Origin of the sequence: Arenibacter antarcticus, assembly GCF_041320605.1 — a bacterium.
Classification (GTDB): domain Bacteria; phylum Bacteroidota; class Bacteroidia; order Flavobacteriales; family Flavobacteriaceae; genus Arenibacter; species Arenibacter antarcticus.
Window position 1 is genome coordinate 3,316,571 of the sequence record NZ_CP166679.1, and the last position, 24,836, is coordinate 3,341,406.

19 protein-coding genes are annotated in these 24,836 nt (G+C 40.4%); 6 read left to right on the forward strand and 13 right to left on the reverse strand.

Annotation, left to right across the window (positions count from 1 at the left end):
* Positions 1-401 precede the first annotated feature (401 nt).
* From KCTC52924_RS13725 to KCTC52924_RS13745, 5 genes are all read right to left on the reverse strand, one after another.
* Complete coding sequence (locus KCTC52924_RS13725) at positions 402-1,859, reverse strand: tagaturonate reductase (RefSeq protein WP_251806636.1); 1,458 nt, start codon at positions 1,857-1,859, stop codon at positions 402-404.
* 348 nt (positions 1,860-2,207) lie between these two features.
* Positions 2,208-3,860, reverse strand: a complete 1,653-nt coding sequence (locus KCTC52924_RS13730; RefSeq protein WP_251806637.1) for a UxaA family hydrolase — start codon at positions 3,858-3,860, stop codon at positions 2,208-2,210.
* Positions 3,861-3,871: 11 nt separating this feature from the next.
* The gene (locus KCTC52924_RS13735) at positions 3,872-4,879 is read right to left on the reverse strand and encodes a zinc-binding alcohol dehydrogenase family protein (RefSeq protein WP_251806638.1); all 1,008 of its coding nucleotides are present in this window, start codon (positions 4,877-4,879) and stop codon (positions 3,872-3,874) included.
* Between the two features lie 501 nt (positions 4,880-5,380).
* On the reverse strand, positions 5,381-5,641 hold the full coding sequence (locus tag KCTC52924_RS13740; protein ID WP_251806639.1) for a LytTR family DNA-binding domain-containing protein: 261 nt from the start codon (positions 5,639-5,641) through the stop codon (positions 5,381-5,383).
* Between the two features lie 159 nt (positions 5,642-5,800).
* Positions 5,801-7,204 carry a PLP-dependent aminotransferase family protein gene (locus KCTC52924_RS13745; RefSeq protein ID WP_370671473.1) on the reverse strand — a complete coding sequence of 468 codons (1,404 nt, stop codon included), beginning with the start codon at positions 7,202-7,204 and terminating at the stop codon, positions 5,801-5,803.
* A 156-nt stretch (positions 7,205-7,360) separates the two neighbouring features.
* Between KCTC52924_RS13745 and KCTC52924_RS13750 the strand changes: the two genes are divergently transcribed.
* From KCTC52924_RS13750 to KCTC52924_RS13775, 6 genes are all read left to right on the forward strand, one after another.
* On the forward strand, positions 7,361-9,244 hold the full coding sequence (locus KCTC52924_RS13750) for a TonB-dependent siderophore receptor (RefSeq protein ID WP_251806641.1): 1,884 nt from the start codon (positions 7,361-7,363) through the stop codon (positions 9,242-9,244).
* Between the two features lie 722 nt (positions 9,245-9,966).
* Positions 9,967-11,109 (forward strand): saccharopine dehydrogenase family protein, encoded by a 1,143-nt coding sequence (locus tag KCTC52924_RS13755; protein ID WP_251806642.1) that lies wholly within the window; start codon positions 9,967-9,969, stop codon positions 11,107-11,109.
* 282 nt (positions 11,110-11,391) lie between these two features.
* Positions 11,392-12,090, forward strand: coding sequence for an orotidine 5'-phosphate decarboxylase / HUMPS family protein (locus KCTC52924_RS13760; RefSeq protein ID WP_251806643.1), 699 nt, complete (start codon positions 11,392-11,394; stop codon positions 12,088-12,090).
* Positions 12,091-12,216: 126 nt separating this feature from the next.
* Positions 12,217-13,242 carry a zinc-binding dehydrogenase gene (locus tag KCTC52924_RS13765; protein WP_251806644.1) on the forward strand — a complete coding sequence of 342 codons (1,026 nt, stop codon included), beginning with the start codon at positions 12,217-12,219 and terminating at the stop codon, positions 13,240-13,242.
* Complete coding sequence (locus KCTC52924_RS13770; protein ID WP_251806645.1) at positions 13,243-14,034, forward strand: SDR family NAD(P)-dependent oxidoreductase; 792 nt, start codon at positions 13,243-13,245, stop codon at positions 14,032-14,034. It begins immediately after the preceding gene.
* A gap of 256 nt (positions 14,035-14,290) precedes the next feature.
* The gene (locus KCTC52924_RS13775) at positions 14,291-15,184 is read left to right on the forward strand and encodes a sugar phosphate isomerase/epimerase (RefSeq protein WP_251806646.1); all 894 of its coding nucleotides are present in this window, start codon (positions 14,291-14,293) and stop codon (positions 15,182-15,184) included.
* Between the two features lie 638 nt (positions 15,185-15,822).
* Here the strand turns inward: KCTC52924_RS13775 and KCTC52924_RS13780 are convergent.
* The 8 genes from KCTC52924_RS13780 to KCTC52924_RS13815 form a co-directional block, all read right to left on the reverse strand.
* Complete coding sequence (locus tag KCTC52924_RS13780; protein ID WP_251806647.1) at positions 15,823-16,785, reverse strand: D-2-hydroxyacid dehydrogenase; 963 nt, start codon at positions 16,783-16,785, stop codon at positions 15,823-15,825.
* 144 nt (positions 16,786-16,929) lie between these two features.
* Entirely contained in the window at positions 16,930-17,520 is a 591-nt protein-coding gene (locus KCTC52924_RS13785) for a DUF4202 domain-containing protein (protein ID WP_251806648.1), read from the reverse strand.
* Positions 17,521-17,839: 319 nt separating this feature from the next.
* Complete coding sequence (gene dinB, locus KCTC52924_RS13790; protein ID WP_251806649.1) at positions 17,840-19,054, reverse strand: DNA polymerase IV; 1,215 nt, start codon at positions 19,052-19,054, stop codon at positions 17,840-17,842.
* A 399-nt stretch (positions 19,055-19,453) separates the two neighbouring features.
* A complete protein-coding gene (locus tag KCTC52924_RS13795; RefSeq protein WP_353057466.1) occupies positions 19,454-19,561 on the reverse strand; it encodes a DUF6747 family protein in 108 nt (35 codons plus the stop codon).
* 360 nt (positions 19,562-19,921) lie between these two features.
* Complete coding sequence (locus KCTC52924_RS13800) at positions 19,922-20,782, reverse strand: acyl-CoA thioesterase II (protein ID WP_251806650.1); 861 nt, start codon at positions 20,780-20,782, stop codon at positions 19,922-19,924.
* A 41-nt stretch (positions 20,783-20,823) separates the two neighbouring features.
* Entirely contained in the window at positions 20,824-22,365 is a 1,542-nt protein-coding gene (locus tag KCTC52924_RS13805) for an acyl-CoA carboxylase subunit beta (RefSeq protein ID WP_251806651.1), read from the reverse strand.
* A 152-nt stretch (positions 22,366-22,517) separates the two neighbouring features.
* Complete coding sequence (gene accC, locus KCTC52924_RS13810; protein ID WP_251806652.1) at positions 22,518-23,996, reverse strand: acetyl-CoA carboxylase biotin carboxylase subunit; 1,479 nt, start codon at positions 23,994-23,996, stop codon at positions 22,518-22,520.
* An 18-nt stretch (positions 23,997-24,014) separates the two neighbouring features.
* Entirely contained in the window at positions 24,015-24,494 is a 480-nt protein-coding gene (locus KCTC52924_RS13815; protein ID WP_251806653.1) for an acetyl-CoA carboxylase biotin carboxyl carrier protein subunit, read from the reverse strand.
* Positions 24,495-24,836 lie beyond the last annotated feature (342 nt).

A 24,836-nucleotide genomic window follows, 5' to 3' on the forward strand; every position in this document is an offset into this window, starting at 1 on the left:
AAGTAACATTAATCATGGCTAATAATCAACACGTACTCCAATTATCATGAAAATGATCGTTAAATTACGCCGAATTTTCGTTAACCCCGACCCTAAAGGGAGCGAAAATTCATCATCGTATTATGCAAGAAAAAGTCCACCCTTTAGGGCAGGGGGTAAGGACTTTTGTGGCATTACAGTGAAGGTTATTAAATGCAAACCTTCATCTTATAAGTTCTGATTTCCATAAAATCACACAAATTTAGGTTATCTAAAGTTTGTAATCTTTGGCAGGCCCATGTAAGCATCTCAATACTCACTACTCACATCTCAATACTAATTCTCACTACTCAATACTTTGTACTCATATCTATTTTATTGTTTATTGAAACAGCTGTTCACCGATTCCTGCATACTGAAAACTACTCACTACTAAACCTTAAGCTACCCAAGACACCTTGTTTTTTTATGGACGTTACATTGTTAACGAGCATTTTGGTCAGGCTCGGAATCTCGTTTAAATTTTCGCCCCAGATACCCGTATTTGCCAGAATTTGGTTGATGGTATCTTCAAGAGAGGTTTTTTCTTGATCATACTGATCCCAGCTTTCCTTAAAAAAGGAGAGTACAGTTGGGTCGTCTTTTAAATCGATTCTCTCCCCATTATAGTTCCCTCTGTAAAAATAGAGTAGGGCAGCCAATCCAAAGACAATCCTTTTAGGTAATGTGTTCTCCAAGGCTAGGTAATCTTTGAGGGTGGGCAACAAACGGGCAACAAATTTGGAGGTGCTATTAAGCGCTATACTGATCAGTTGATGTTTTAGTAATGGATTTCTAAATCGATCTAACACATCGGCAACAAACTGTTGTTTTACTTCCTGTGGGAAGTTTAATGTAAGGATGGTCTCTTCCATCAAGAGCTCGTTTATAAAACGGCTAATTTCAGGTTGTTCCAAGGCTTCATCTACCAATCTGGTTCCTGCTAAATAAGCTGTTGGTACGAGGGCGGTATGGGCACCGTTTAAAATTCGCACTTTCATGTCACGGTAGGGGACTAGGTCATCTACAAACTGCACATTAAGGTCAGTCTGATCAAATGGAAGTTCCTTATGGACTGAGCCAGAGGCCTGAATTACCCAACTGTGGTAGTATTCCCCGGCCACCATCATGGGATCCCTGTATCCCAATTTTGCTTCAATGTCCTTGGCACGCTCTTTAGGATACCCCGATACGATTCTATCTACCAAGCTGCTGCAAAAATGATTGGCAGTTAGGATCCAAGAGGTAAATTCAGACTCCAACCTCCAATGCTTGGCATATTCCAGTACTGCTTTTTGAAGTGCCAATCCATTATTTTCGATTAGCTCGCAAGGCAATAGAATCATTCCTTTGGATGGATCTTGATTAAAAAACTGGAATCGTTGGTATAGAAACAGAGTCAGTTTCGCAGGGAATTCTTTGGGAGGAGTAGTATTAAAACCGTCTTCGGAATTAAATTTTATACCGGCTTCGGTGGTATTGGAAATTACAAACCGCAGATTGGGATCTTTGGAAAGTTCCAAATAGCGTTCCCATTCGGTGTAGGGGTTGATGATGGAATTGATACAATCTACCCGTTTTATTTCCTGTATCTGTTGTCCGTTCTTGATGCCGTCCAAAATCACTGTGAAGAGTCCGTCCTGATCCTTTAAATTTTGATAATCTCCGTATTCAGTTGGCTTAACAATGGCTATACCTGCGTTAAAATCCGCCTTCTCGTTTAGGATCTGTACCATCCAGTCTACAAAGGCCCTAAGAAAATTTCCGCCTCCAAACTGAAGTATTTTAGTGGGTAGGGGAGCGGTTGGGTTTGTAATGGTGTTTTTATTCAGTTTCTGCATTGGTTGGTTATTAATTTGTTGATTTAAAAATTAGCTAATTTGGAAATGGATCAATGTACCAATGTAGCAATTTATTGATTTGGAAATGGGTTAATATGATAATGTGAACTTCCCTTATTAGAGTCGACAGGTTTTATTAGTAGGCATAGGCAAAGGATTAAAAACAAAAAATCTCAATACTCACTACTCATATCTCAATACTAATTCTCAATACTCACATCTATCCCATTGTTAATTGCAAGGGATTTTTTTATTTTGACTACTGAGAACTGCCACTGCTTACTTGGGTTTTATTCACAAATTAGGTGTGACTTCGGCTACGCTCAGCCACCAAAAGTTTCCTGAATTTCACAAAGAAATTCCCCGTTTCCATGGAATAAAATCGTTTTGGTCCAATCGCACTGCGGCCGGGACAATGTTACCACTGGCGACTTCTATAATATATTCCAGTAATTCTTCTCCTTTAGATTGGATGGTCTCTTCCCCTGTAATAATGGTTCCAGCATTAAAATCGATGATATCTTTCATGCGTTCACTTAAAGTGTTGTTACTAGATATTTTAATGGTAGGGGTGACTGGGTTTCCAGTGGGGGTGCCCAAGCCGGTGGTAAAGGCGATGACATTGCAGCCTGAACCTGCCAACCCGGTAGTACTTTCCACATCGTTCCCAGGGGTACAAAGGAGATTTAAACCTTTTTGGGTGACCGGTTCTGTGTATTCCAAAACATCCTTGACAAGGGAAGTACCCCCCTTTTTGGCAGCTCCGGCCGATTTCATGGCGTCTGTAATGAGTCCGTCCTTAATATTTCCAGGAGATGGATTATTTTCAAACCCGGAGCCTAGGGCCACAGCCCTGTCTGAATAGGCACGCATGAGCGTGGCGAATTTATCCGCATTTTCTGCTGTTTCACATCGATTGATAAGTTCTTGTTCCACCCCGTTCAATTCCGGAAATTCGGAAAGAACTGTAGCGCCACCTAGAGCTACTAAAAGATCCGACGTATAACCAAGGGCGGGATTGGCGGAGATACCAGAAAATCCATCCGAACCTCCACATTCCAATCCTAGGACCAACTCACTTAAAGGAGCGGGTTGGCGCTTTACCTTATCCGCTTCTATAAGTCCTAAAAAGGTCTGTTTCACGGCATCCTCAATAAAGTGGCGTTCGCTTTTACTTTTTTGTTGTTCCAGTACTTTCAGGGGTTTGGAAAAGTTGGGGTCGCGTTTTGCAATGGCATCGGTTAGAATTTTCACCTGTGCGTTTTGGCATCCCAAACTAAGAATGGTAGCCCCCGCCACGTTCGGATTGGTAATATAACCTGCCAATAAGTTGCAAAGGGTATCCGAATCGCCACGGTCACAACCACATCCCCCGTCATGGGTTAAAAATTTTATTCCGTCTACATTGGGAAAGGTGCGGTTTTCTATAATGTCTTCAGGGGTTTTAATAATTGAAGCGGCCATTAGTTCTTCCTTGCTGGCGCCTGCCTTGTATTTGGAAACTAGGACTTCTGCATCTACCATATACTCTTTGGCGGTGCTATAGCCCAGTGCATTCAATAAGGCTTCCCGCAATACATTTACGTTTCTGTTCTCGCAAAACACCATGGGAATTACCAACCAATGGTTGGCCGTACCTACACTGCCATCAGCGCGGTGGTAGCCGTTAAAAGTGCGGTCTTTCCATTTGCTGATATCGGGAGCAATCCAATCTGATTGTTGTTTTCCTACGCTATAGTCGGAAGAGGCATGTACCACATTTTCTATGGTGATGGTTTCCCCTTTTTCGATGGACTTGGTAGCTTTTCCAATTAAATTCCCATACATTAAAATGGGGTCCTCAGGTTTAAAATCCTTTTGCGCGAATTTATGTTTGGCAGAGATTTTGGAGGTTAGCGGAAAAGTATCGCCATTAAAAGTAATTGGGTAACCCTGCGGCAACTCTTGTAACGCGACAAAGATATTGTCTTCTGGATGTATTTGTAGAAATTTTATGGACATAGTGGTTAATTTCAAAATTCGACTGTTGCTTTGATAACTCCTGTGGCAGGATCTAGCCATTTGTTAAAGTGCTCTTTCATTTCTGAAAAATGTACACTGTGGGTAATGAAGGAATCGGTAGGGAATTGGTCTATAATGGAGATTACGTATTCAAAATCGGCCACCGAGGCATTTCTACTACAAAGTATGGTGGTTTCTTTAGCGTGAATTTCAGGATGTTTAAAGGTGAGCTCACCTTTGGAGAGTCCCACTAACACATACCGTCCTCCATGTGCCATATAGGAGGGCCCCATTTCCAAGGCTCCTTTATGGCCAGTGGCATCAAAGACTACGGTAGCCAGTTCGCCCTTTGTAATTTCAGAGATCAGTTTTATGGAATTGTTATTGGCATTCACAATATAATCGACCCCTATTTTTTCCTTGGCATATTGGAGTCGCTCCTCATTCATGTCCACCGCAATTACTTTGGCACCTTCTAGCTGTGCCAATTTCATAATTCCTATTCCTATGGGACCACATCCCACTACCACAATGGTTTCCCCTTTTGATAGTTGAGCCCTCTTAATAGCATGAGCACCAATGGCCAAAGGTTCTACAATAGCCATCTGATTGTCGGATAAATTATTGGCGGGCAGTAAAATGGATATAGGAACTGAGATTTGCTCTTGCATTCCTCCATCAGTATGAATCCCCAGAACCTGGATTTGGGTACAGCAGTTGGTTTTCCCGTTTCTACAAGCAATACAATGGCCACAACTAAGATAGGGCATTACCACCACTTTGTCGCCAACCTTTATGCCCTTCTCATTGTCCTCTATTTCCAGGACTTCAGTAGCCAGTTCATGCCCCAGGATTCTAGGATAGGTAAAAAAGGCTTGGTTACCACTATAGGCGTGTAAATCAGTACCACAAATCCCTACTTTGTTTATTTTTAATAGGGCCTCTCCAGGCTTTCTTATTGGTGATTCTTTCTCTTTTAGTTGAAAGTTACCGGGTTCTTCACAAACAATGTATTTCATGTATTCTATTTGGTCATTTCTTGGTCGATAATTTGGAAGCCTTCCAAGTAATCAATTGGTTAAAACGGTTCTTTTTAATTTGATGTAATTTAGGGAATCTAAATTAACCAAAAGAAATGAGATTATAGTAGTGATGTTTTTGTAGTGGGTATTGAGATTTGTACGCTGCTTACTCATTACTCACTTGTGATTTTTGAGTTAACCACTTGTGCGAGTTCTCTTCACTATCGTTCATTAAAACTTTAACTTCCCTAATTGGAGTCGACCGATTGCTTATCGCCAATGCTTATCTCTAGTAATTATTTGGGATTGGGGCTTCGACCGCCCAAGCCTATCAGTAGGCAAGTTCAGCCACCAAGTGTAGAAACCTAAAAGAATTTGTAAATACTTTTTTACCCGATTGAGTGAGAGTTTCAACAGTCTTATCTTACCACTCAAATCTAATTGATAATTGAATAAAACTGGCCACTGAATACTGCTAACTGAACCGAACCTTTTTAACTACACATTCAACCAGCTTTTAACTTGCGAGATATAGCTTCTACCCGTGGTTATGGACGATTTTGTTTTGGTTTTTAAGGTGATGATATACCTGCTGTTAAAGTATTTCTGTGCATTTTCTACGTAATTGGTGTTAATGATTATACTTCTATGAACCCGTAAGAAATAATCTGGTAATTTTTCTTCTAACTGGGCCAAAGACTGCTCCGTTAAATGGTTGCCAGAATTGGTATAAATGCTTACATATTTGGCCCCTTCCATTGGCCCGTTGGCAAGGCGTGTTTGTCAGTGCTGTTATGGAACGAACACATACGTATACCGTAATGTGTTATGGGGTCTATTAACTTAATCTAGGAAGTTATTTCGTTTTAAGTAATATAGCTTGTTGAATTATAGACTTTTTGTATGCCTAACTAATAGCTACTCAACCACTTCCCAATAAGCCTCATCTAGCACTTTCACGGCTTCTTCCATTTCCTGCTGATTAAAATGTGCAAATCCCAGTCTTAGAGCGGTTATCGATCGATTTTGATAGAGGCAAACACTTGGAATAAAGAGTCCTTTTTCTCCTGCATTTTTTTGCAATTGCGTCAAGGAAAATGAGGTATTAAACCGAATCCAAAAAGCTAAACCAGCTTGCGGTATATTAAATAGAATGTTGTTATTAAAATGCGTGTTGAGTAGTTCGGCAAACATTTCTTTCCGCTCAGCGATTACTTTTTTGGACTTTCTTTGGTATCGATGAATGTCTCCTTGGTGAATGAGCTCTCTCAAAGCTTTTTCCATCATTGTATCTGGTTTACCAAAGATATTCAGATATTTTGCTGCTTCCTGCAAAAGGTCTTTCGGAGCTATTAAAAAATTCATTTGAAAACCTGGATTTAAAAACCGTCCGAAAGTGCCAACATAAATGATGCGATTGCCGCCGTTTATTCTAAATAGAGATTCTTTTTTGTTTTTTATCATAGAAAATTCAAAATCACTATCATCTTCAATTACAATGAAATTGTATGCTTCTGCCAAATCTAGCAATTGCTTTTTCCGCCTTTTGGAAAGACGAACGGTGGTGGGATATTGGCATGTGCTGTTGATGTAAACCAATCGTATCTCGCCGGGTTTATAATGGTTTTGAATATAATCAATGTTCATTCCGTCCGCATCCACCGGAATTGTTTTCATTTTGGCACCCGCTTGATTATAAATCATATTGGGTAAAAAGTAACTGAGCTCTTCAACCAAAACAATATCGCCTGTATTGATCAGTAAACGCGATAAAATGGAATGAACCTGCTCCAATCCAGCTACGGGCAGCAAAAAATCCCTAGAAAGATGAAAGCCTCGGGTTAAATTTAGATAATAACTGAGTTGGTCCCTAAATAACAGACTGTCATCAATGGTATTTAAGAAAGGACCTGATTGTTTTTTTCTTCGAATTACCGAAGTGTAAAAACGAACTAGTTCCTCCGATTTAATAATGCGATAATCTGGTGTGCCATCAGTGAAAAATAATTTTTCTTGTTTTTTTTCTATCGGTGTATCTAATATAAAATCCTTTTTGAAATGAAACGCAGCCTTTTCTGGAGGATGCTGAAAAGCTTTGGAATTTTTGGATTGAGTGGGGGAAAGCTCAGGATTTCTAACGATAGAGCCAATGTTTGGTAGCGTTTCTATCCACCCTTGTTCTTGTAGTTCTGACAAAGCGGCTACAATTGTCTTTCTGTGTACTTGAAGCTCTTCGGAAATTTTCCTACTGCCAGGAAGTCGGTTATCATCTTCTAAAAGGTTACTTTTTACGGCATTAATAAACTGATAAACAATTTGCATATAGATCGCCTCTTTTTTGCGGCGATCTATTTTTATGAAGGAATTAAAAGGAACTATAACCGGACTACTCATTATTTACATTTCGGACTACCAAAAATACTATTTTAATCCAAATCTTTGCCATCAATTTTAAATACTACGGTTAAAGAATAATTTATGAAAAAACTATTAGCGACATTAATTCTATTAGCTGCCATACCTAGCTTCTCGCAACAAAATAATACGCTTCCCGATCCAGACCTGGAAATTAACGAGTTGGATGAAGTTATTATTCAAGGAAACCGATTGCAAACTCCTTTTAGTGAGTCCACACGAGATATTCAGGTCATTACCCAGAAACAAATTCAGGCCCTTCCTGCGAAATCACTCAACGAGGTTTTATCTTTTATAAGTGGTGTGGACATTCGGCAGCGTGGTCCGTTTGGAACACAGACTGATATTTCTATTGATGGTGGAACTTCAGAGCAAACTTTGGTGCTGATTAATGGGGTAAAAATGTTAGACTCTCAAACTGCCCACAACATGATGAATATTCCAGTTCCTTTGAGTGCTATAGATCATATTGAAGTCATTAGAGGTGCTGCAGCTCGGGTTTATGGGATCAATGCCCTTACTGGAGCTATTAATATTGTTACCAAAAAGAGCAAACTCTCAACTGTATCTGTAGATATAAGGGCCGGAAGTTCTTTTAAAGGCAAGGATGACGGTGACGGTGGAGGAATTTACGGAGGCGGAGCAGCTGAGGTTACAGGAGTTTACGGATCTGATACCCAGAGTCAGCTTTTTTCATTGGCCCAAAGCAACTCTAACGGACAGCGCTACAATTCGGCCTCAAAAAATACGCGTCTTTTTTATAGCGGAAATTATGATTTTAATTCAAATAACAGCATTCAGGCAATGGCAGGCTACGCTCAAAGCCACTTTGGTGCCAACGGGTTTTATGCTGCTCCAGGTGATATTAATTCGGAAGAACATGTAAAGTCATCTGTTTTTAGTCTGTCCTCTAAGCATACTTGGGGTGATTTTACTCTTTCTCCTAGAATCAGTGATCGCTATGGGGAAGATGACTACCGTTATTTTAAAGAGGATATAAGTAGAGGACGGTCTATACACTATACCAACGCGTTGATGCTTGAATTGAATAGTAGCCTTAAAACAGGAATAGGAACTTTTGGTTTTGGTTGGGAGTCCCGATTAGAAAAAATTAACAGTTCAAATATTGGTGAACATGAGCGCGATAATCACGGTGTATATGCAGAATTAAAAAGCTTTCTAAGTGAAAAACTAAGAGGAACTATCGGTCTATATGGCAACTATAACACGGATTTTGGCTATCAGATGTATCCAGGGTTAGATTTGGCTTACCGTATCAATCATCACTGGAAAATAGCTGCGAGTATCGGTTCTGGGCAGCGCATCCCTTCGTTCACGGACTTATACCTTGATCAGCGACCTGGAAATATTGGAAATGCCTTGCTTCAACCCGAAAACGCATGGAACTATGAGGGAAATATTCAGTACCAAAATGGAAACCTACAGTTGAAAACCGGTTATTTTTATCGCCAGATTTCTGAATTTATCGATTGGGTTAGAGAGGATCCCTCAACACCTTATTCTCCAATTAATTTGGGAAAAAATACAATGCACGGCATTTACGGAAGAATGCAGCAGGATTTTGAATTGGCAGGGAAGCAATCCTTTGGATATCAGGTGAGCTATAATTATTTGCGCCCTTCCGTTGAGACTTCAACGGAAATCCAATCGAAATATATTTTAGAGTCTTTGAAGCATCAGTTAGTGGCAGGTGTTCATTATAGTATCAACGACTTTTCATTTCAAATTAAAAACAGATGGTTACAGCGAGAACTTGCCAATGCCTATAACGTAGCCGATGTTCGCTTAAATTACAAAGTTCAAAACTTCCTTTTATACACCGAGATAACTAACCTATTCAATGCCACGTACAAAGAAGCGGGTGCCGTTCCTATGCCCACGCGTTGGTTTGGATTGGGCGTTACATATCAATGGGGACAGGGTTAAAGACGGACCAGAATTTGATTCCCTAGTTGGTACGTGCCCGCCTATGCTGTCGGGCAAGCGTTACGTTCATATCCTACGTAAGCTATATCTCCATCCTCTTGCTGGCACGAGCAAATTGCTCGCGCTAGCGGAGGATTGGTGGTATTAGCATAACATTCAGCTATTGTTTTTGACTAAACCCACTTTGTAGATTTTATTCATCCCTTAGTTAATCCAGGGCCTACACAACTGTTTATTGCTAATTGGTTATTGTTAGTTGTAAAAAGTCATTTCGATATGAGTTGCTTTTCGCAACGTCCCGATACCTATCTGGAGAGTAACCTAAATTTATGGTGTAGTTGTATTTTAGTTACGAAGTTATAAGGTTATGAAGTTATGGAGAGAAAAATGTAGCCGTCAGTTCGTGAAATTCCGGAGGAATTTTGTATCGAGAACTGGTTACTGATCACCGATTACTGACCCCATCTCACTACTCAATACTTTGTACTCACTACTGATTTTTGCGTTAGCTATTGCAGCGATATCCTTTTTTGGCTTGAGTTTCATAATTATCCTAAGACCTGCGAGGTTTTTCAAACCTTGTAGGTCTAGTTGATGATCACAAAAAAGGTAAGCCATAACCTTGCTAAACCATAGTCAAAAAAGATTAAGCGGAAAGAGCGCCCCGATAGGGGAACGCCCAAAATAAAATTGGTATCTTTCTATACTAAACATCAACTAAAATGGGACACAAAATAGTTATTGCTGGCGCTGGTGGGATTGCTAGTGCCGTTGCACTTATTATAGCGGAGTGGGGTGAAGATTCTCCACAGCTTTTTATTGGAAACCGAACCTTGGACAAAGCGCAAGGGGTTGCCCAATGGATTAAAGATGGGGTCACGAAATCCTGCGAGGTGAAGGCCTTCCTTCTTTCAGAAAATGATACGACTAGTGAGATGGCGTCGGTTTTTAGTCAGGCAGATATTTTGCTCGATTGTCTGCCGGGGAGTTTGGCCCCTAGAATGGCGGGTTATGCCAAAGAGTATGGCCTTCATTACGTTAACCTAACGGAATACGTGGCTGAAACCAAGGAGATTATGGCATTGGCCAAGGATGCTGAAACTGGTTTTGTTCTTCAATCTGGTTTGGCACCAGGGTATATCGATTTATTGGCGCATCATCTGTTTTTGGAATTTTGTAAGGAAAACGGCGTAGATAAGGTCGGTTCCTTAGAGTTTAAGGTAGGTGCCTTAACGCACCATGCCGTAGCACCACATTATTATGGCTTTACCTGGAGTCCGGTTGGCGTGGCTACAGAATATATTAAAGATGCCGAAACATTGCGGAATTATAAAATAAAACAGCGTCCATCCCTATCGGAAAGGGCCACCATTATTATAGACGGAATTGCCTATGAGGAAGACCTAACTTCCGGTGGTGCAGCCGATCTGCCCCATGCCTTGGAAGGAAAGGTGGGGAGCTTAGATTATAAAACCTTGAGACATCCGGGCCATTATGCGTGGGTAGACCAACAGATTAAAGGAATGGAAAAGGACGATGATACTATAGGGGCCTTACAACGGATAATGGGTGCTGTAATTCCACATATGGAGGACGATCAAATTGTACTCTATGCCGCAGTAGAAGGGAAAGATGCTAAAGGAACTCTTAGAAGAAAGGAAATAGCCAATAAAATCTACCCTCAAAAAATAGGGAAACATACACTAAAAGCAATACAGACAACCACCGCAGTACCTATGATACAAGCTGCTTATCATTTGTTAACCTCTAATTCAAAAGGATTGATCTTACAAAGTCAGCTTGACCCATTACCCTTTCTGAACGGGAAATTTGTAACTCCTGTTTATGGGGAAATTAAAAAATGAACGAGATTCCGAAAATCAACATAAGCCGCCATTATTTTTGAAGAATAGGGTCTAAAAAGGGTAATATTGACTATATAATTGATCATATATGTATACTTTGATCAATTACCTTTATGACCAACAAAGTTCCTATAGTTCTAATAATGGCTTTACAAAGTAGAGCGTTTAAATTGGCACATAATATTGATGCTATCAATATTTTTTTGGTGATAACAATTAGAAAGTAGAAAGGAACTGAGATTTAAAAAATAATAATCTATAGTAACCAATTATAAAACCAGCATGAAACCCATTGTACAAATTTCCCTAGACCTTACCAATATCGATGAAGCTTTAGAAACTGCCGCCATGGCATTAAGGGCCGGAGTGGATTGGCTGGAGGCGGGCACTCCACTTATTTTGGCCGAAGGCCTTCACGGAGTTAGAAAATTAAGGGAAGCCTTTCCGGGTATTCCGATTGTAGCCGATCTAAAAACTATGGACGGAGGTTATTTGGAAGCGGAAATGATGGCTAAGGCTGGTGCTACACATGTTGTAGTTATGGCTAGGGCGCATATAGAGACCATCAAGGTTGTAGTACAGGCTGGTAAAGATTATGGCGTAAAAGTAATGGGGGACAACCTGGGGTGTCCAGACATGATTCAAGGTGCAAGATTGCTGGAAGATTTGGGGTGCGATTATGTTATTCACCATATTGGATATGATGAACGCAGAGGAATTGCCGCACAAGGATTAAAAATGCCCAGTCCATTAGATCAATTAAGAGAGGTGGTAAATGCAGTAAATATTCCGGTGCAAGCGGTAGGCGGACTTAGTTTAGAGCAGGCGATACGTTGTCCAGAATACGGCGCACCCATGGTGGTTTTAGGAGCCCCGTTGACTATTGATGCCGACTCTTTTAAAACAGCCGATGGAGATCTGGAAAGTTCATTGCGATTAATATGCGAGAGAATCCATGCCTATGGGAATGTCTCAAAATAACTAATAAATAGAGGTCTGCTTTGTAACTATCCATAGTTGAAACCGCTAAGGTATTGTTTGGGAAGAAATCGAAGTAGGACGAACATTAAAATATAACCATTAACCAAATTTTAAAAAAAAACCATTATGAAGTCGATTGGAGTTGTAAACTATGCCCCTGAAAAGGGCAGTGTAGAAATAAGGGAAGTCGCCAGACCAGAAATTGGAGAAGAAGATGTGCTGTTGGAAGTGGCCAACGTAGGAGTTTGTGGTAGCGATTTGCATCAATGGACGGCAGATCATAGTTGGCCCGTAAATTATCCCGTAGTGTTGGGTCATGAATTTGGGGGACATATTGTAGAACTAGGCAGTAGGGTAAAGGATTGGAAAGAAGGAGATAGGGTAGTTAGCGAGACCGCAGCAGTTATAGACCTTAATAACCCGATGAGCAAACAAGGGCTTTATAACTTAGATCCCACTAGAAAAGGGTTTGGATATGGAGTAAATGGGGCTATGACGCGCTTTGTAAAGGTGCCTGCGCGTTGTCTTCACAAAGTACCAGATCACCTTCCCTTTGAACAAGCTTGTCTTACAGAACCCTGTTCCGTGGCCTATAATGCGGTAGTAGTGAATTCCCCTATTAAGCCTGGGGACCGGGTAATTGTCTTGGGTCCAGGGACCATTGGTATCCTATGTGCTGCTATGGCCCGGTTATGCGGTGCAGAAGTAGCTTTAATAGGATTGGAATCCGATCGAGGAAGGTTGGAAATTGCCAAACAATATGGTTGTGAAGGCATTGTTGGGGACGCAACGGAATGGGCCCATAAAAAAGATGGTTTGGGAGCCGACTGTATAATTGACGCTGCAGGGGCAAGTGCTACTTTAAAAATTGCCTTAGAATTGGTTAGGCCTAATGGTCATATTACCAAAGTAGGGTGGGGGCCACAACCTTTAAACTTTTCCTTGGATCCCCTAGTACAGAAAAATGTGACGCTTCAGGGAAGTTTTAGCCATAATTGGCCTATTTGGGAAAAAGTACTCTCGCTTTTGGCCTCAGGCCAACTGGATGTTAAACCTATAATTGGTGGAGTCTGGGAAATGAGCGATTGGAGAGAGGCATTTGAACAAATGCATAGTGGTAAAGTAGTTAAAAGTGTTTTAAGACCTAATTAAATGAGATTAAGTTCTAAAATTATATTGATAACAGGTGGTTACACAGGTATTGGTCGCGCTATAGCAAGACGCTGTGTAGCAGAAGGTGCCAAGGTGATGGTAAACGGTCTAGAGGAAGATCGCGGAAAGAGCCTTGTGGAAGAACTGGGAGCGGAAAACGCCAGCGCATTCACCATAGATATTACCAATCCCCAAGCTCCGCAGAAATTGGTAGCAGAAACCCTTAGAACCTATGGCAAGCTGGACGCAGTGGTTAATAATGCCGCGTTTATTGGGTCTTCTAATATAAATACTACAGACATTCCTCTTTTGGAGCGAATGTTTGCGGTGAATACCATTGCTCCATTAAGCATTATTCAGGCTGCTTTGCCCCACTTATCCAAAGTGCACGGATGTGTGCTGAATATTGGCTCTATTAACGCTTGGGGAGGGGAACCTAATTTATTGGGCTATAGTATTTCTAAAGGAGCGTTGATGACCATGACTAGAAATTTGGGAGATAGCCTGTTTCGGGAATATGGAGTACGGGTGAATCAGATCAACCCTGGATGGGTGCTTACGGAAAAGGAAATTTTGAATAAGGAGCAGCAGGGAATGAAAAGCGATTGGTACAAGGATATCCCCAGTATTTTTGCACCTGCAGGCCGAATTTTTACTCCGGAGGAAATTGCAACCGCTTGTCTGTATTGGCTTTCGGACGAATGTGGGCCGGTAAGTGCACAGGTCATGGATTTGGAACAATTTCCTGTAATAGGACGGAATCTGCCCAAAAGCTGGGAAGGGTCGCATTGAGGGGAGTATTAAGTATTAAGTACAAAGTACAAAGTATTAAGTAGTTAGTATAGAGATATGAGTAGTGAGTATTGAGAATTAGTATTGAGATACGAGTATTAAGTATTAAGTAGTGAGTATTGAGATATGAGTAAGTATTGAGAGGGTTCAGTGAAAAGCGATCAGTGAACAGTATCAAAATCTGTCTGGTAGCGCAGTCGAGACCATAATAAAAAGCAATAATATCTCTAGTAATAATAATTAAAATCATTTTATTTTGCCAAAATTAGCTGTATTCCCAAAAGCATTTATGCAAGAACTTTGTAAGGATGGAACCATGAAGGTTTCACAATGGATCGACCTGGCCGTTAAGCTGGATATTGATGGATTGGAATGGTATGCCGGGTTCTTGGAAATGGAAGATCAATCCAACTGGCCCATTTTCAGGGAACAGGTAGAACGTAACGGGAAAGTAATTCCAATGCTGTGCTGCTCTCCAGATTTCACCCATCCAGATGCCACCTTTAGGGAAGCAGAAATAAAGAAACAGATCCATTGGATAGAAATGACCCATACCTTAGGGGGGTCTTATTGTCGAGTATTGTCTGGCCAACGTAGACCGGAATTAACCATGGAAGAGGGGGTTGCTTATGCTGCCGACTGCATAAAGCAATGTCTGCCCCATGCTGAAAAGCTTGGGATAACCCTGATTCTGGAGAACCATTATAAGGACGATTTCTGGGAATATCCCGAGTTTGCTCAGCAAATGGATGTTTTTTGCGATTTGGTATCGCGTATAGATCATCCGAATTTTGGAGTTAACTACGATCCTAGTAATACCTTTTTGGCTGGTGAGGATCCGTTGGAACTACTATACCGCGTTTCGGACCGAGTGGTGACCATGCACGCCAGTGATCGCTACCTAAAAGAAGGGACTATAGAAGATCTACGCAAGGAAGAAGGTGGGGCCACAGGTTATGCCAAAAGATTGAGTCATGGGGAAATAGGAAAGGGATTGAACGATTATGATGCCATTTTTAAAGAATTGAAAAGAGTGGGATTCGATGGTTGGATCAGTATAGAAGACGGTGTGGATGGTATGGACCAATTAGAACGCAGCGTGACTTTTGTAAGAAGAAAAATAAAGGAATATTGGCCCGATTTTGAATAGGGGTTGTAGTACGAGTTTAAGAATTAGCGAGGCAAAGTTTATTATCCAACGACGACCTAGAAGTTGATGTAATAAATTGTTTTACAGGTTGGTAGGTTGTGTGGGTGCTAGCCTAACCTAAAGAAAGTGGTAAATTAGGGTTAATTTCAAAATCGAGATTTAGGGTAATTAACTGGTACTGTCCTTGTGACATTATTCTACTTTTGAAAAATATTTGATTTACTAATAATGGATAAAGTAGGCCAAATAAACTAGGATGAAAGTTACTTGCTAAGTATCCCTTATCTGTAAAATAGGTTTAAAAAGCTCCGAGATTCAGCTTTTTATTTTTCTTAAAAAGCGCGGAGTTTTTGAACCGGTTTTTAGATCAGATCTAAAAAATTTATCTAGATAAGGTGTCTTTTCTTTTGTTTCGTTTTCTTTGGACAAGCAAAGAAAATGAAAAAAGATATTTGGGTAAGACTCAGTTAAATATTTATGGAAAATTTTATTTATTGGAAAAATATTTAAGTTACGTTATTTGTATATACATTTCAAATGTTTGTAACCCTAGGATAGTTGGGAATGTAAAATAAAAACACCCTCCCTTGGCGTCAAGAGAAGGTGTTTAACTTCTTTTAGAAAACAAGTAAAAATATTTAATTTACTACGTTCTGAGGACTACCCTTAATAAATGCTTCCAAATTTTCTACTGCAGAATTCATAAGATTTCTTCTAGAATCTAACGGGGCCCATGCAATATGGGGGGTAATAATGCAGTTTTCTGCCTGGAGCAAAGGATTGTCTGCGTTAATCGGCTCTTGGGAGACTACATCCACTGCCGCAAACGCTATTTTCCCACTGTCCAAGGCCGTTTTTAAGTCCTCTTCCACAATTAATGGTCCGCGAGAGGTGTTTATCAACATCACGCCATCCTTCATTTTGGAAATGTTGGCAGTATTGATAATACCTTCTGTTTCGGGAGTCAAGGGGCAGTGAAGGCTTATTACGTCGGATTGACTCAAAAGCTCCTCCATTTCTACCTGTTTAATATTTTTATTTTCAAGTTCTGGTCGTTTTCGACTTCCCGAAGTAAGGATCTTCATACCAAAAGCCTCGGCCAATTTTGCGGTGGCACGGCCGATACTTCCAAAGCCAATAATTCCCATGGTTTTGCCTTCCAATGCGATTAATGGGTAATTCCAAAAACAAAAATCCTTGCTGTTGGTCCATTGTCCGTCCTTTACAGCACGATTGTGTTCTCCAACATGATGGCACATTTCCAACAATAGCGCCATAGTCATTTGTGCCACCCCGGTAGTTCCGTAGGTTGGTACATTGGTAACTTTCATTCCCAGAGATTTTGCAGCAGCTATATCCACTATATTGAATCCCGTGGCCAAAACGCCAATATATTTTACGGCAGGCACTTTCTCCAACACCTCTTTAGGCAAGGGGGTCTTATTGGTAAAGACAATAGTTGCATCGCCAATGGCTTCCACAATTTTAGCGGAATCATAGGGAGTTCTATCATAAACGGTCAGGGATCCCAAAGCTTCTAAACCTTCCCAGCTTAAATCACCGGGGTTAAGGGTGTATCCATCCAAAATAACGATCTTCATATATAATTGATATTAAATTAGAAATATTTCTAGAGTGCGGTTAACTACAAATAAATAGGCTGATTTACAAATATAGTACATATTGGAATTACCCGGTCTTTAGAAATAATCACCTTGTTTTTAGCGTATTCCTAAAGATTGGCATTACCCTTTTATGGCTTTTGTTATTGTATTTTTCGCTTGATGGGACAATGGGAGTTGTAGTGCCGCTTCATGTCCTTTAGGAGACATTTTTCGCCAGGTTTTTTGCAGTACATCCAATTGCTTTTCCTCTGGATGTTTTGCTGAAAAATCCTCAAAATAGTATTCTAGGAATACCAAACAGATTACATCCTCCAGAGTCTGGGTTTCCACATTTTTTTGCAATTGTTTTTTTTGCAACAAAAAGGCTACTTGATCGATGATTTCCTGCTCATACCCTACCTCTTTTAAAATGAATGAAGCTTTTTCTACATGAAATTTTTGTAGGGTCTGTCGCCATTTAAGATAGCCTTTTCTCCCCATCTCGAAGGTATCCCTCGGAATCTCCCATCTTTGAATATGCTGGGAGCGAGCCGTTAATTGCAGAGCTTCGGAGGCATTTGGAGCAAAGCTCTTTAATTTATCTGTCATCCTAATGGCGTACAGCAGCTCTTTTGGGTAGGTTTTGCCTTGCCATAGTTCGGTATTGGGATCTTCTTTATTGGCAGCGTCAAACCGCTCAATTGCATTTTCAAATTTATTTTCTACTGCCATATTTTAGGTTTTACCCAAAGTTATTCAGAAATAGGAATAAAACCAATGGATCAATGTAACAATGTGAAAATATACAGATGGGTTAATGAAGTAATGTGATAATTTGAAAACGTACCGGAAATAGGATAATCCTTAAAGGAGGAGCTTTTGTTTTTTCTTTGTAGCGTATTTCAAGGTGAAAAAGCGCATTTCAATACTCATATCTCAATTCTATTCACCCATGTGATGGAGTTATCCAGTTATGCTGTTATCCAGTTAAAAAGTTAAAAAAGCTAAGAAGAGACGTACTTATATCTCAATACTCACATCTCAATACTATTTACTGCTTCCTATGTGCCAATACCACAGGGGGCTGCCCATTAAAGGGGTTTTGCATTCTACCTATGGTCTTGGCGCCCAATCCGGATGCCCTTATAACACTTTTATCCCCAAAACGTTCCCTTATTTTATCTAAAGCGGCATATAGATTTAGTGCTTCTTCGGTATCTTCAAATAGGTTGATCTGATAATTCCCATGTACTAAGTGACTGAAACGGATACCGATTAAACGGACCAATAGCCTTTTATTGTAGAGCGTATTGAACAGACCTAGAATCTGGGGGATCAGAATATGGTCTGCACTGGTATATGGAATTTTTAATTGCTTGGAATAGGTGTTAAAATCCGAGTAACGGATCTTTACAGAAATACAGGCGGTCAGTTTTTCCCCTCTCCGGAGTTGATAGGCCAGGTTTTCCGTCATGGCAATAAGAATGCCACGGAGTTTTATCACATCTATGGTGTCTTTGTCAAAGGTACGTTCGGTAGAAATAGATTTCCGTTCCGAATAAGGAATTACAGGGGTATTGTCCATCCCGTTTGCGCGTTTCCATATTAGTCCGCCGTTGGCTCCCAATACCCGTTGCATCACATCCATAGGCATCTCTTGGATGGTCTTTATTTGGCGCAGTCCCAAATTGCGGAGTGTTTGGTAGGTCTTGTCACCTACCATGGGTATTTTCCGTATAGACAAGGGCGCTAAAAACGGTTTTTCATCCCCATAATCTATTTTTAATTGATTGTTGGGTTTGGCTTCACCGGTTGCTATTTTTGATACCACTTTGTTTACGGATAATCCAAAGGAAATAGGAAGCCCTGTTTCTTTGATGATCTTATGGCGGAGTTCCGAAGAGTATTGGTAGGCACCAAAAAAACGATCCATTCCCGTAAGGTCGGCATAAAATTCATCGATACTGGATTTTTCGAACAAGGGTACCTGTTCCTTGATGATATCGGTTACAATATCCGATTGCTTGCTGTAGTTTCCTGCGTTTCCTTTTATGATTACCGCTTCTGGACAAAGTTCCTTGGCCATTTTCATGGGCATTCCGGAATGCACCCCAAAGCCTCGGGTCTCGTAACTACAAGCAGCTACAACACCTCTATCACTGGTGCCTCCAACCAATATAGGCCTATTGTTAAGCCTACTGTCCTGAAGTCGCTCTACGGATACATAAAAAGTATCCAAATCTAAATGGAGTATTGTTTTGTTCATAGCATTCCAAAAAAGGTATGCTAAATTATGGAATATTTCCAATATTATGGAATTAATCCACACCGCATTTTGAAATAGACTTTATTTAGGGTAATTGTAATTTTTTTTATGTGAAGAAAAGTGTGACCAATTTATGAGGGCATCAAAAAAGAAATTGTTTCTTGTAAGGATTATTGAAAGAATTAATAAATGGCACTATCTTTTTTTAAAAGAAGTATAACAAGAGCGATAAGAACGCCATGAAAAAACAGAATAACACTAAAGTCAAGAAAAACTTAAGTGTTATGGTGCCTTTTATTTCCTTTCCTTTTCCCGAAAATAATTCCTTTAAATACCGGATGCCTTTCATAAATTAAATTTAAAAATTATTCGATGTCAATGCCTCGAGGTTTTATTTTCTTAATCGAACGCAAATCCGGTACTGATCCTAGAATTAAAAGTGTAAAGAACTATGGCGGTGATGTTTAGACTAAACCAACAGAACGCTTTCAAATAACTCCTGACCACGATATTCCCAGCTATTTAAACCCCTCAGAATAGATTTCTTTACTGATTAATTTGTCATCAACTTTATGAGATATCACTTTATTACAAATCACGGTTAAACATGGTCCACACAAAAATTAAGTTGATGAAAAGGAGAAAAAAGGGTTAAAGGGTGAGCGGTATTATGGCAGGTGGAAGGAAGTGTAATTTTCCTGTAATAGGCCACAAACGGACTATATGGAGGGTCAAGCTAAAAATGCAATCCCAGATTACTTATATAGGATGGCCATAGTACTTCTTTGAATAAACATTTTTTTTTCAAGGTGGAATCTGGGTAGGGCTCGTAGTCCTTTACAAATCGTTGAACGACAGGTGTTTAGTTCACTTCATTTTTCGCATCAAACCTTCTTGGGCTACCGAGGCAATTAGTGTTCCCTGTCGGTTGAAAATACTTCCCCTAGAAAAACCTCTGGCATTGGAGGCACTTGGACTATCCATAGTATATAAAAGCCAGTCGGCAATATTAAAATCGCGATGAAACCAAATGGCATGGTCAATACTTGCATAAAATGTTTTATCCGCTCTCAGCTGTTCCCTGTGGGGAAGGGAGGCGGTAGTAAGGATATTGTAATCGGACATATAGGCCAACAACTGATGTTGTAACGGCAAGCTGGCCGTTATTGGTGTTGCGGAACGCATCCACATATGGTTAAAAGGCGGCCCATTTTTTGTAAGTAGGGCGCTAAGCCGTTCCACTGGTTTAAAATCGAATATTTTGGGGTGTGTAAGTTGGATAAATTTATAGGTATAGGGGTCTATTTGCTCCATCTCCTCTAGCTGATCCAAACTGTTCAATAGTTTTTTAGGGGTTATTACATTAGGTATGGAAATCTGGTGATCTACTCCCTCTTCCTTTACTTGAAAGGAAGCGGCCATATTAAAAATAGCCTTACCATTTTGTTTGGCCACTACTCGTCTTGTTGCAAAACTACCTCCGTCCCTAATATTTTCCACTTCGTAGGTTATGGGAATACTAAGGTCTCCCCCTAAAATAAAATAAGCGTGCATGGAATGGGCAATCTTATTGTCTGGTACCGTTTGATAGGCCGCATGCAGGGATTGTGCCAACACTTGTCCTCCAAATACCCTGCCCCATGGAGCCTGATAATTCTGTCCGATAAAAGTAGTATCGCCTATACGTTCTAAGCTAAGTAATTCTATTAAGTCTTCTATACTGTTCATATTTTGATAGCCAAGGCTTTTTTTATTTGGAAAATGTTCTTTTACAAAGGTATGTTTCCATGCTTCTTCTTGGGCAGATTAACTACCTTTTTTTCCAATATTGAAAACCCCTTAATTAATTTTCTACGGGTATCCTTGGGGAGGATAACCTCATCTATAAATCCTCTTTCTGCTGCACTAAAGGGATTGGCAAACTTTTCTGCGTATTCTTGTTCCTTTTCCCTTAGTTTGCTTTCTGGGTCCTTGGCGTCCATGATCTCCTTTCTAAAGATGATTTCGCTTGCCCCTTTGGCGCCCATTACGGCAATTTCGGCAGTGGGCCAAGCGTAATTTAGGTCGGCCCCAATGTGTTTAGAGTTCATTACATCATAGGCCCCACCATAGGCTTTTCTGGTAATGACCGTAATTTTGGGGACAGTGGCCTCACTAAGGGCATACAGTAATTTGGCGCCATTAGTAATAATACCGTTCCATTCTTGATCCGTGCCGGGTAGAAATCCAGGAACATCTACCAATACTAATAAGGGAATATTAAAACAATCACAAAAGCGGGTAAATCTGGCAGCTTTTTTGGAGCTGTCCACGTCTAGCACCCCAGCTAAACTCATAGGCTGATTAGCAACTATCCCGATACTTTTGCCTGCCAAACGGGCGAATCCTACCACAATATTTTCTGCATAAAGTTTATGTACCTCAAAGAAAGTGTCCGTATCTATTAATTCTTGGATGACATGTCGCATATCATAAGGCTGATTGGCGTTTTCAGGAATAATGGTTTCCAGATCCTCCCTGATTTCCGTTTGTAATGAATAGGGGAGCGAACTTGGTATATCTTCACAATTTTGGGGGAAATAACTGATTAATTGTTTTATCTGGGCTATACATTCCATGTCGTTCATAGCTGTAAAATGGGTGACTCCAGACTTGGTAGCGTGGGTGATGGCCCCGCCCAGCTCTTCGGAAGTTACCTCCTCATTGGTAACAGTCTTTACCACATTAGGGCCGGTAACAAACATATAACTGGTATTTTCTACCATTAGGGTAAAGTCAGTCATAGCAGGGGAGTACACTGCCCCTCCGGCACAGGGCCCCATAATGGCGGATATTTGGGGGATTACCCCAGATGCCATAACATTTCTATGAAAAATATCAGCGTAACCGCCCAAAGAGCGAACCCCCTCCTGTATTCTTGCGCCTCCACTATCGTTAAGTCCTATAATAGGAACACCAATTTTCATGGCCATATCCATTATTTTACAAATTTTCTCGGCATTCGTTTCGGAAAGAGAACCTCCAAATACCGTAAAATCTTGAGCAAAAACACACACTTCCCGTCCGTGGATCGTTCCAAATCCAGTGACCACCCCATCACCATAAAAAATCTGTTTGTCCATTCCAAAATCCGTGGTCCTATGGGTAACCAAAGCGCCCATTTCTTCGAAGGAGCCCTCGTCTAATAAAAAATGAATTCGTTCACGGGCCGTTAATTTACCTTTGGCGTGTTGGGCATCCATCCGTTTTTTTCCGCCTCCCAATTTGGAAAGTGCAATTTTTTCCGCCACTGTTTTTACTTTCTCCTTCATTAAATAATAGGCTTTATAATAATTATGGATCTTAATCTAAAAATTCTTAGACCCTTGGGTCGGGGTTTTCTATTCACCTCTCCTTGGGAGAGGTCAGAACTGTCATTTTGGACAGTTCTGGGTGTGTAAAATAAAAAATTTTTATAAATTTTTTATTTATTAGTTCTTTTTAATGACCAGCTAGACTTTTCCCGATCGGGAATTTTTAGTTGTGCCTTGTGTTCCAAATAAAGTTTAAGTCCCACCAAAGCGGCAATTTTTCGCTCCTGCTCATATTGTACTTGCAAGGCTTCGGTAGTAAAATGTTTCTTTACAAAGTGGGTGTCAAAATTACCAGAGGTAAAGGCGGGGTGTTCAAAGACAAATTTACCAAATGGCAGTGTTGTCTCCAGACCTGCTATCTTGTAGTTAGCTATAGCCTGAAGCATACGCTGTATGGCTTCTTGGCGATCTTTTCCATATGCAATCAATTTGGACAGCATAGGGTCATAGTAAATTGGGATGGTCATGCCTTCCTCAAAACCATCGTCCAACCGTATTCCAGGACCATGGGGGCGTTGGTATGTTTCTAGTGTGCCAATACTGGGCAAAAAATCATTAAAGGGGTCTTCTGCATACACTCTTAGTTCAACTGCGTGTCCTTTGATGGATAGTTCCTCTTGGGATAGTTCCAATACTTGGTTCCTTGCAATCTTGATCTGTTGTTCCACTAAATCTATCCCTGTAATCATCTCCGTGACAGGATGTTCTACTTGCAATCGGGTATTCATTTCCAAAAAATAAAAATTATTGTCCGTATCCAGTAAAAACTCTACGGTTCCGGCACCAACATAATTACAAGCTTTGGCTACCATAATTGCTGCTTCACCCATTGCGGTTCTTATTTTTGGGGTAAGTACCGCAGATGGAGCTTCCTCAATTACCTTTTGATGTCTCCTTTGTACACTGCATTCTCGCTCAAATAAATGTACTGTATTCCCGTGATTATCGGCCAATATCTGTATCTCTATATGCCTTGGGGAGTCAATGTATTTTTCCAGAAACACGGCCCCACTTCCAAAAGCGGCTATAGCCTCGCTGATTGCGCGATGCATTTGTTCCTCCAATTCATCGGCTTGTTGGACCACCCTCATTCCTTTACCGCCGCCTCCGGCCGCCGCCTTAATTAGTATGGGATAACCAATTTGATTGGCAATGGTCTTGGCCAAGACTATATCGGTTATGGCTTTATCTATACCGGGCACCATGGGAATATTATAATCTTTTACCGTCTCCTTAGCAGCTAATTTATCGCCCATAACTCTTATCGCATGAGGTTTAGGACCTATAAAAGTAATCCCGTTTTCTGTCAAAAGTTGTGCAAAAACGGCATTTTCACTTAAAAATCCGTATCCAGGATGTACTGCATCGGAATGGGTGTCTTGGACCGCCTTCAGGAGCTTCTCCATATTTAAATAGGACTCGGAGGAAGGGGAATTCCCAATATACACCGCTTCATCCGCAAACCGCACATGGGGGGACTCCCTGTCCGCATCCGAATATACCGCAACGGTCTTTATACCCATTTTTTGGACAGTCCGCATTATTCTCAATGCAATTTCTCCTCTATTGGCTATCAGTATTTTTTTCATATTCGTAGTGATCTAAGCTTATTCCATTTCTATTAAAATCTGACCCTTTACCACGGCATCGTCGATCTTCACCTCTATTCGTTTAATAACGCCCTGTCCGGGGGAAGTTATGATATTCTCCATTTTCATTGCTGATAAAACCAGTAGGGGTGTGCCTTTAGAAACTTCTTGACCAACAGTGGCCATAATGTCTATTATAAGCCCTGGCATGGGTGCCTTTACTTTGTTTATTTGCTGTGATTTGGCTGCGAGCATTCCCAATTTATCTACCATTTGGTCGTACTGGTCCTGTAGCTTTAGGGGATAAGTATTACCATTTACCTCAACGGTGATCAGCTTGTTGGGAAAATCAGCTTGAATCACTTTAATATCATATGATTTTAAGTCGGACAAGGAATGATATTGTGAATCACCAATGGAAATAATATCCAATGCTTCCAAATCTTCTTGGTTGAATGTAAAACTATCTTCTTGGATACTTATGAGGTAATTGTTCATGTTATGTGGTTTTCTTCTGCTGCTTGGGACTAAGATATGTAAAAGATTTAAAAAACCTACGCAGCTATTTTGCAAGGTTAACTGCCTAATTTTAAAATTATATCGAGGTTCCATATGAAAAATGGGTGTACTATATCTTGTTGTAAGCTAATCTATTAGTTAGTTTTTTGATATAGGAAAGGGGGCAGGGTCTTCTTGATAAAAGAAATAGGATGAAATTGTCCGAATTATGATTTTTATCATGTTATATTATTGTTATGCATCCTAATTTTGTCCTAATAATAAGTTAAAACTCAACGGAGATGAATTAAAAGCCAAAAAAGTATTGATAAATCTAAGGAT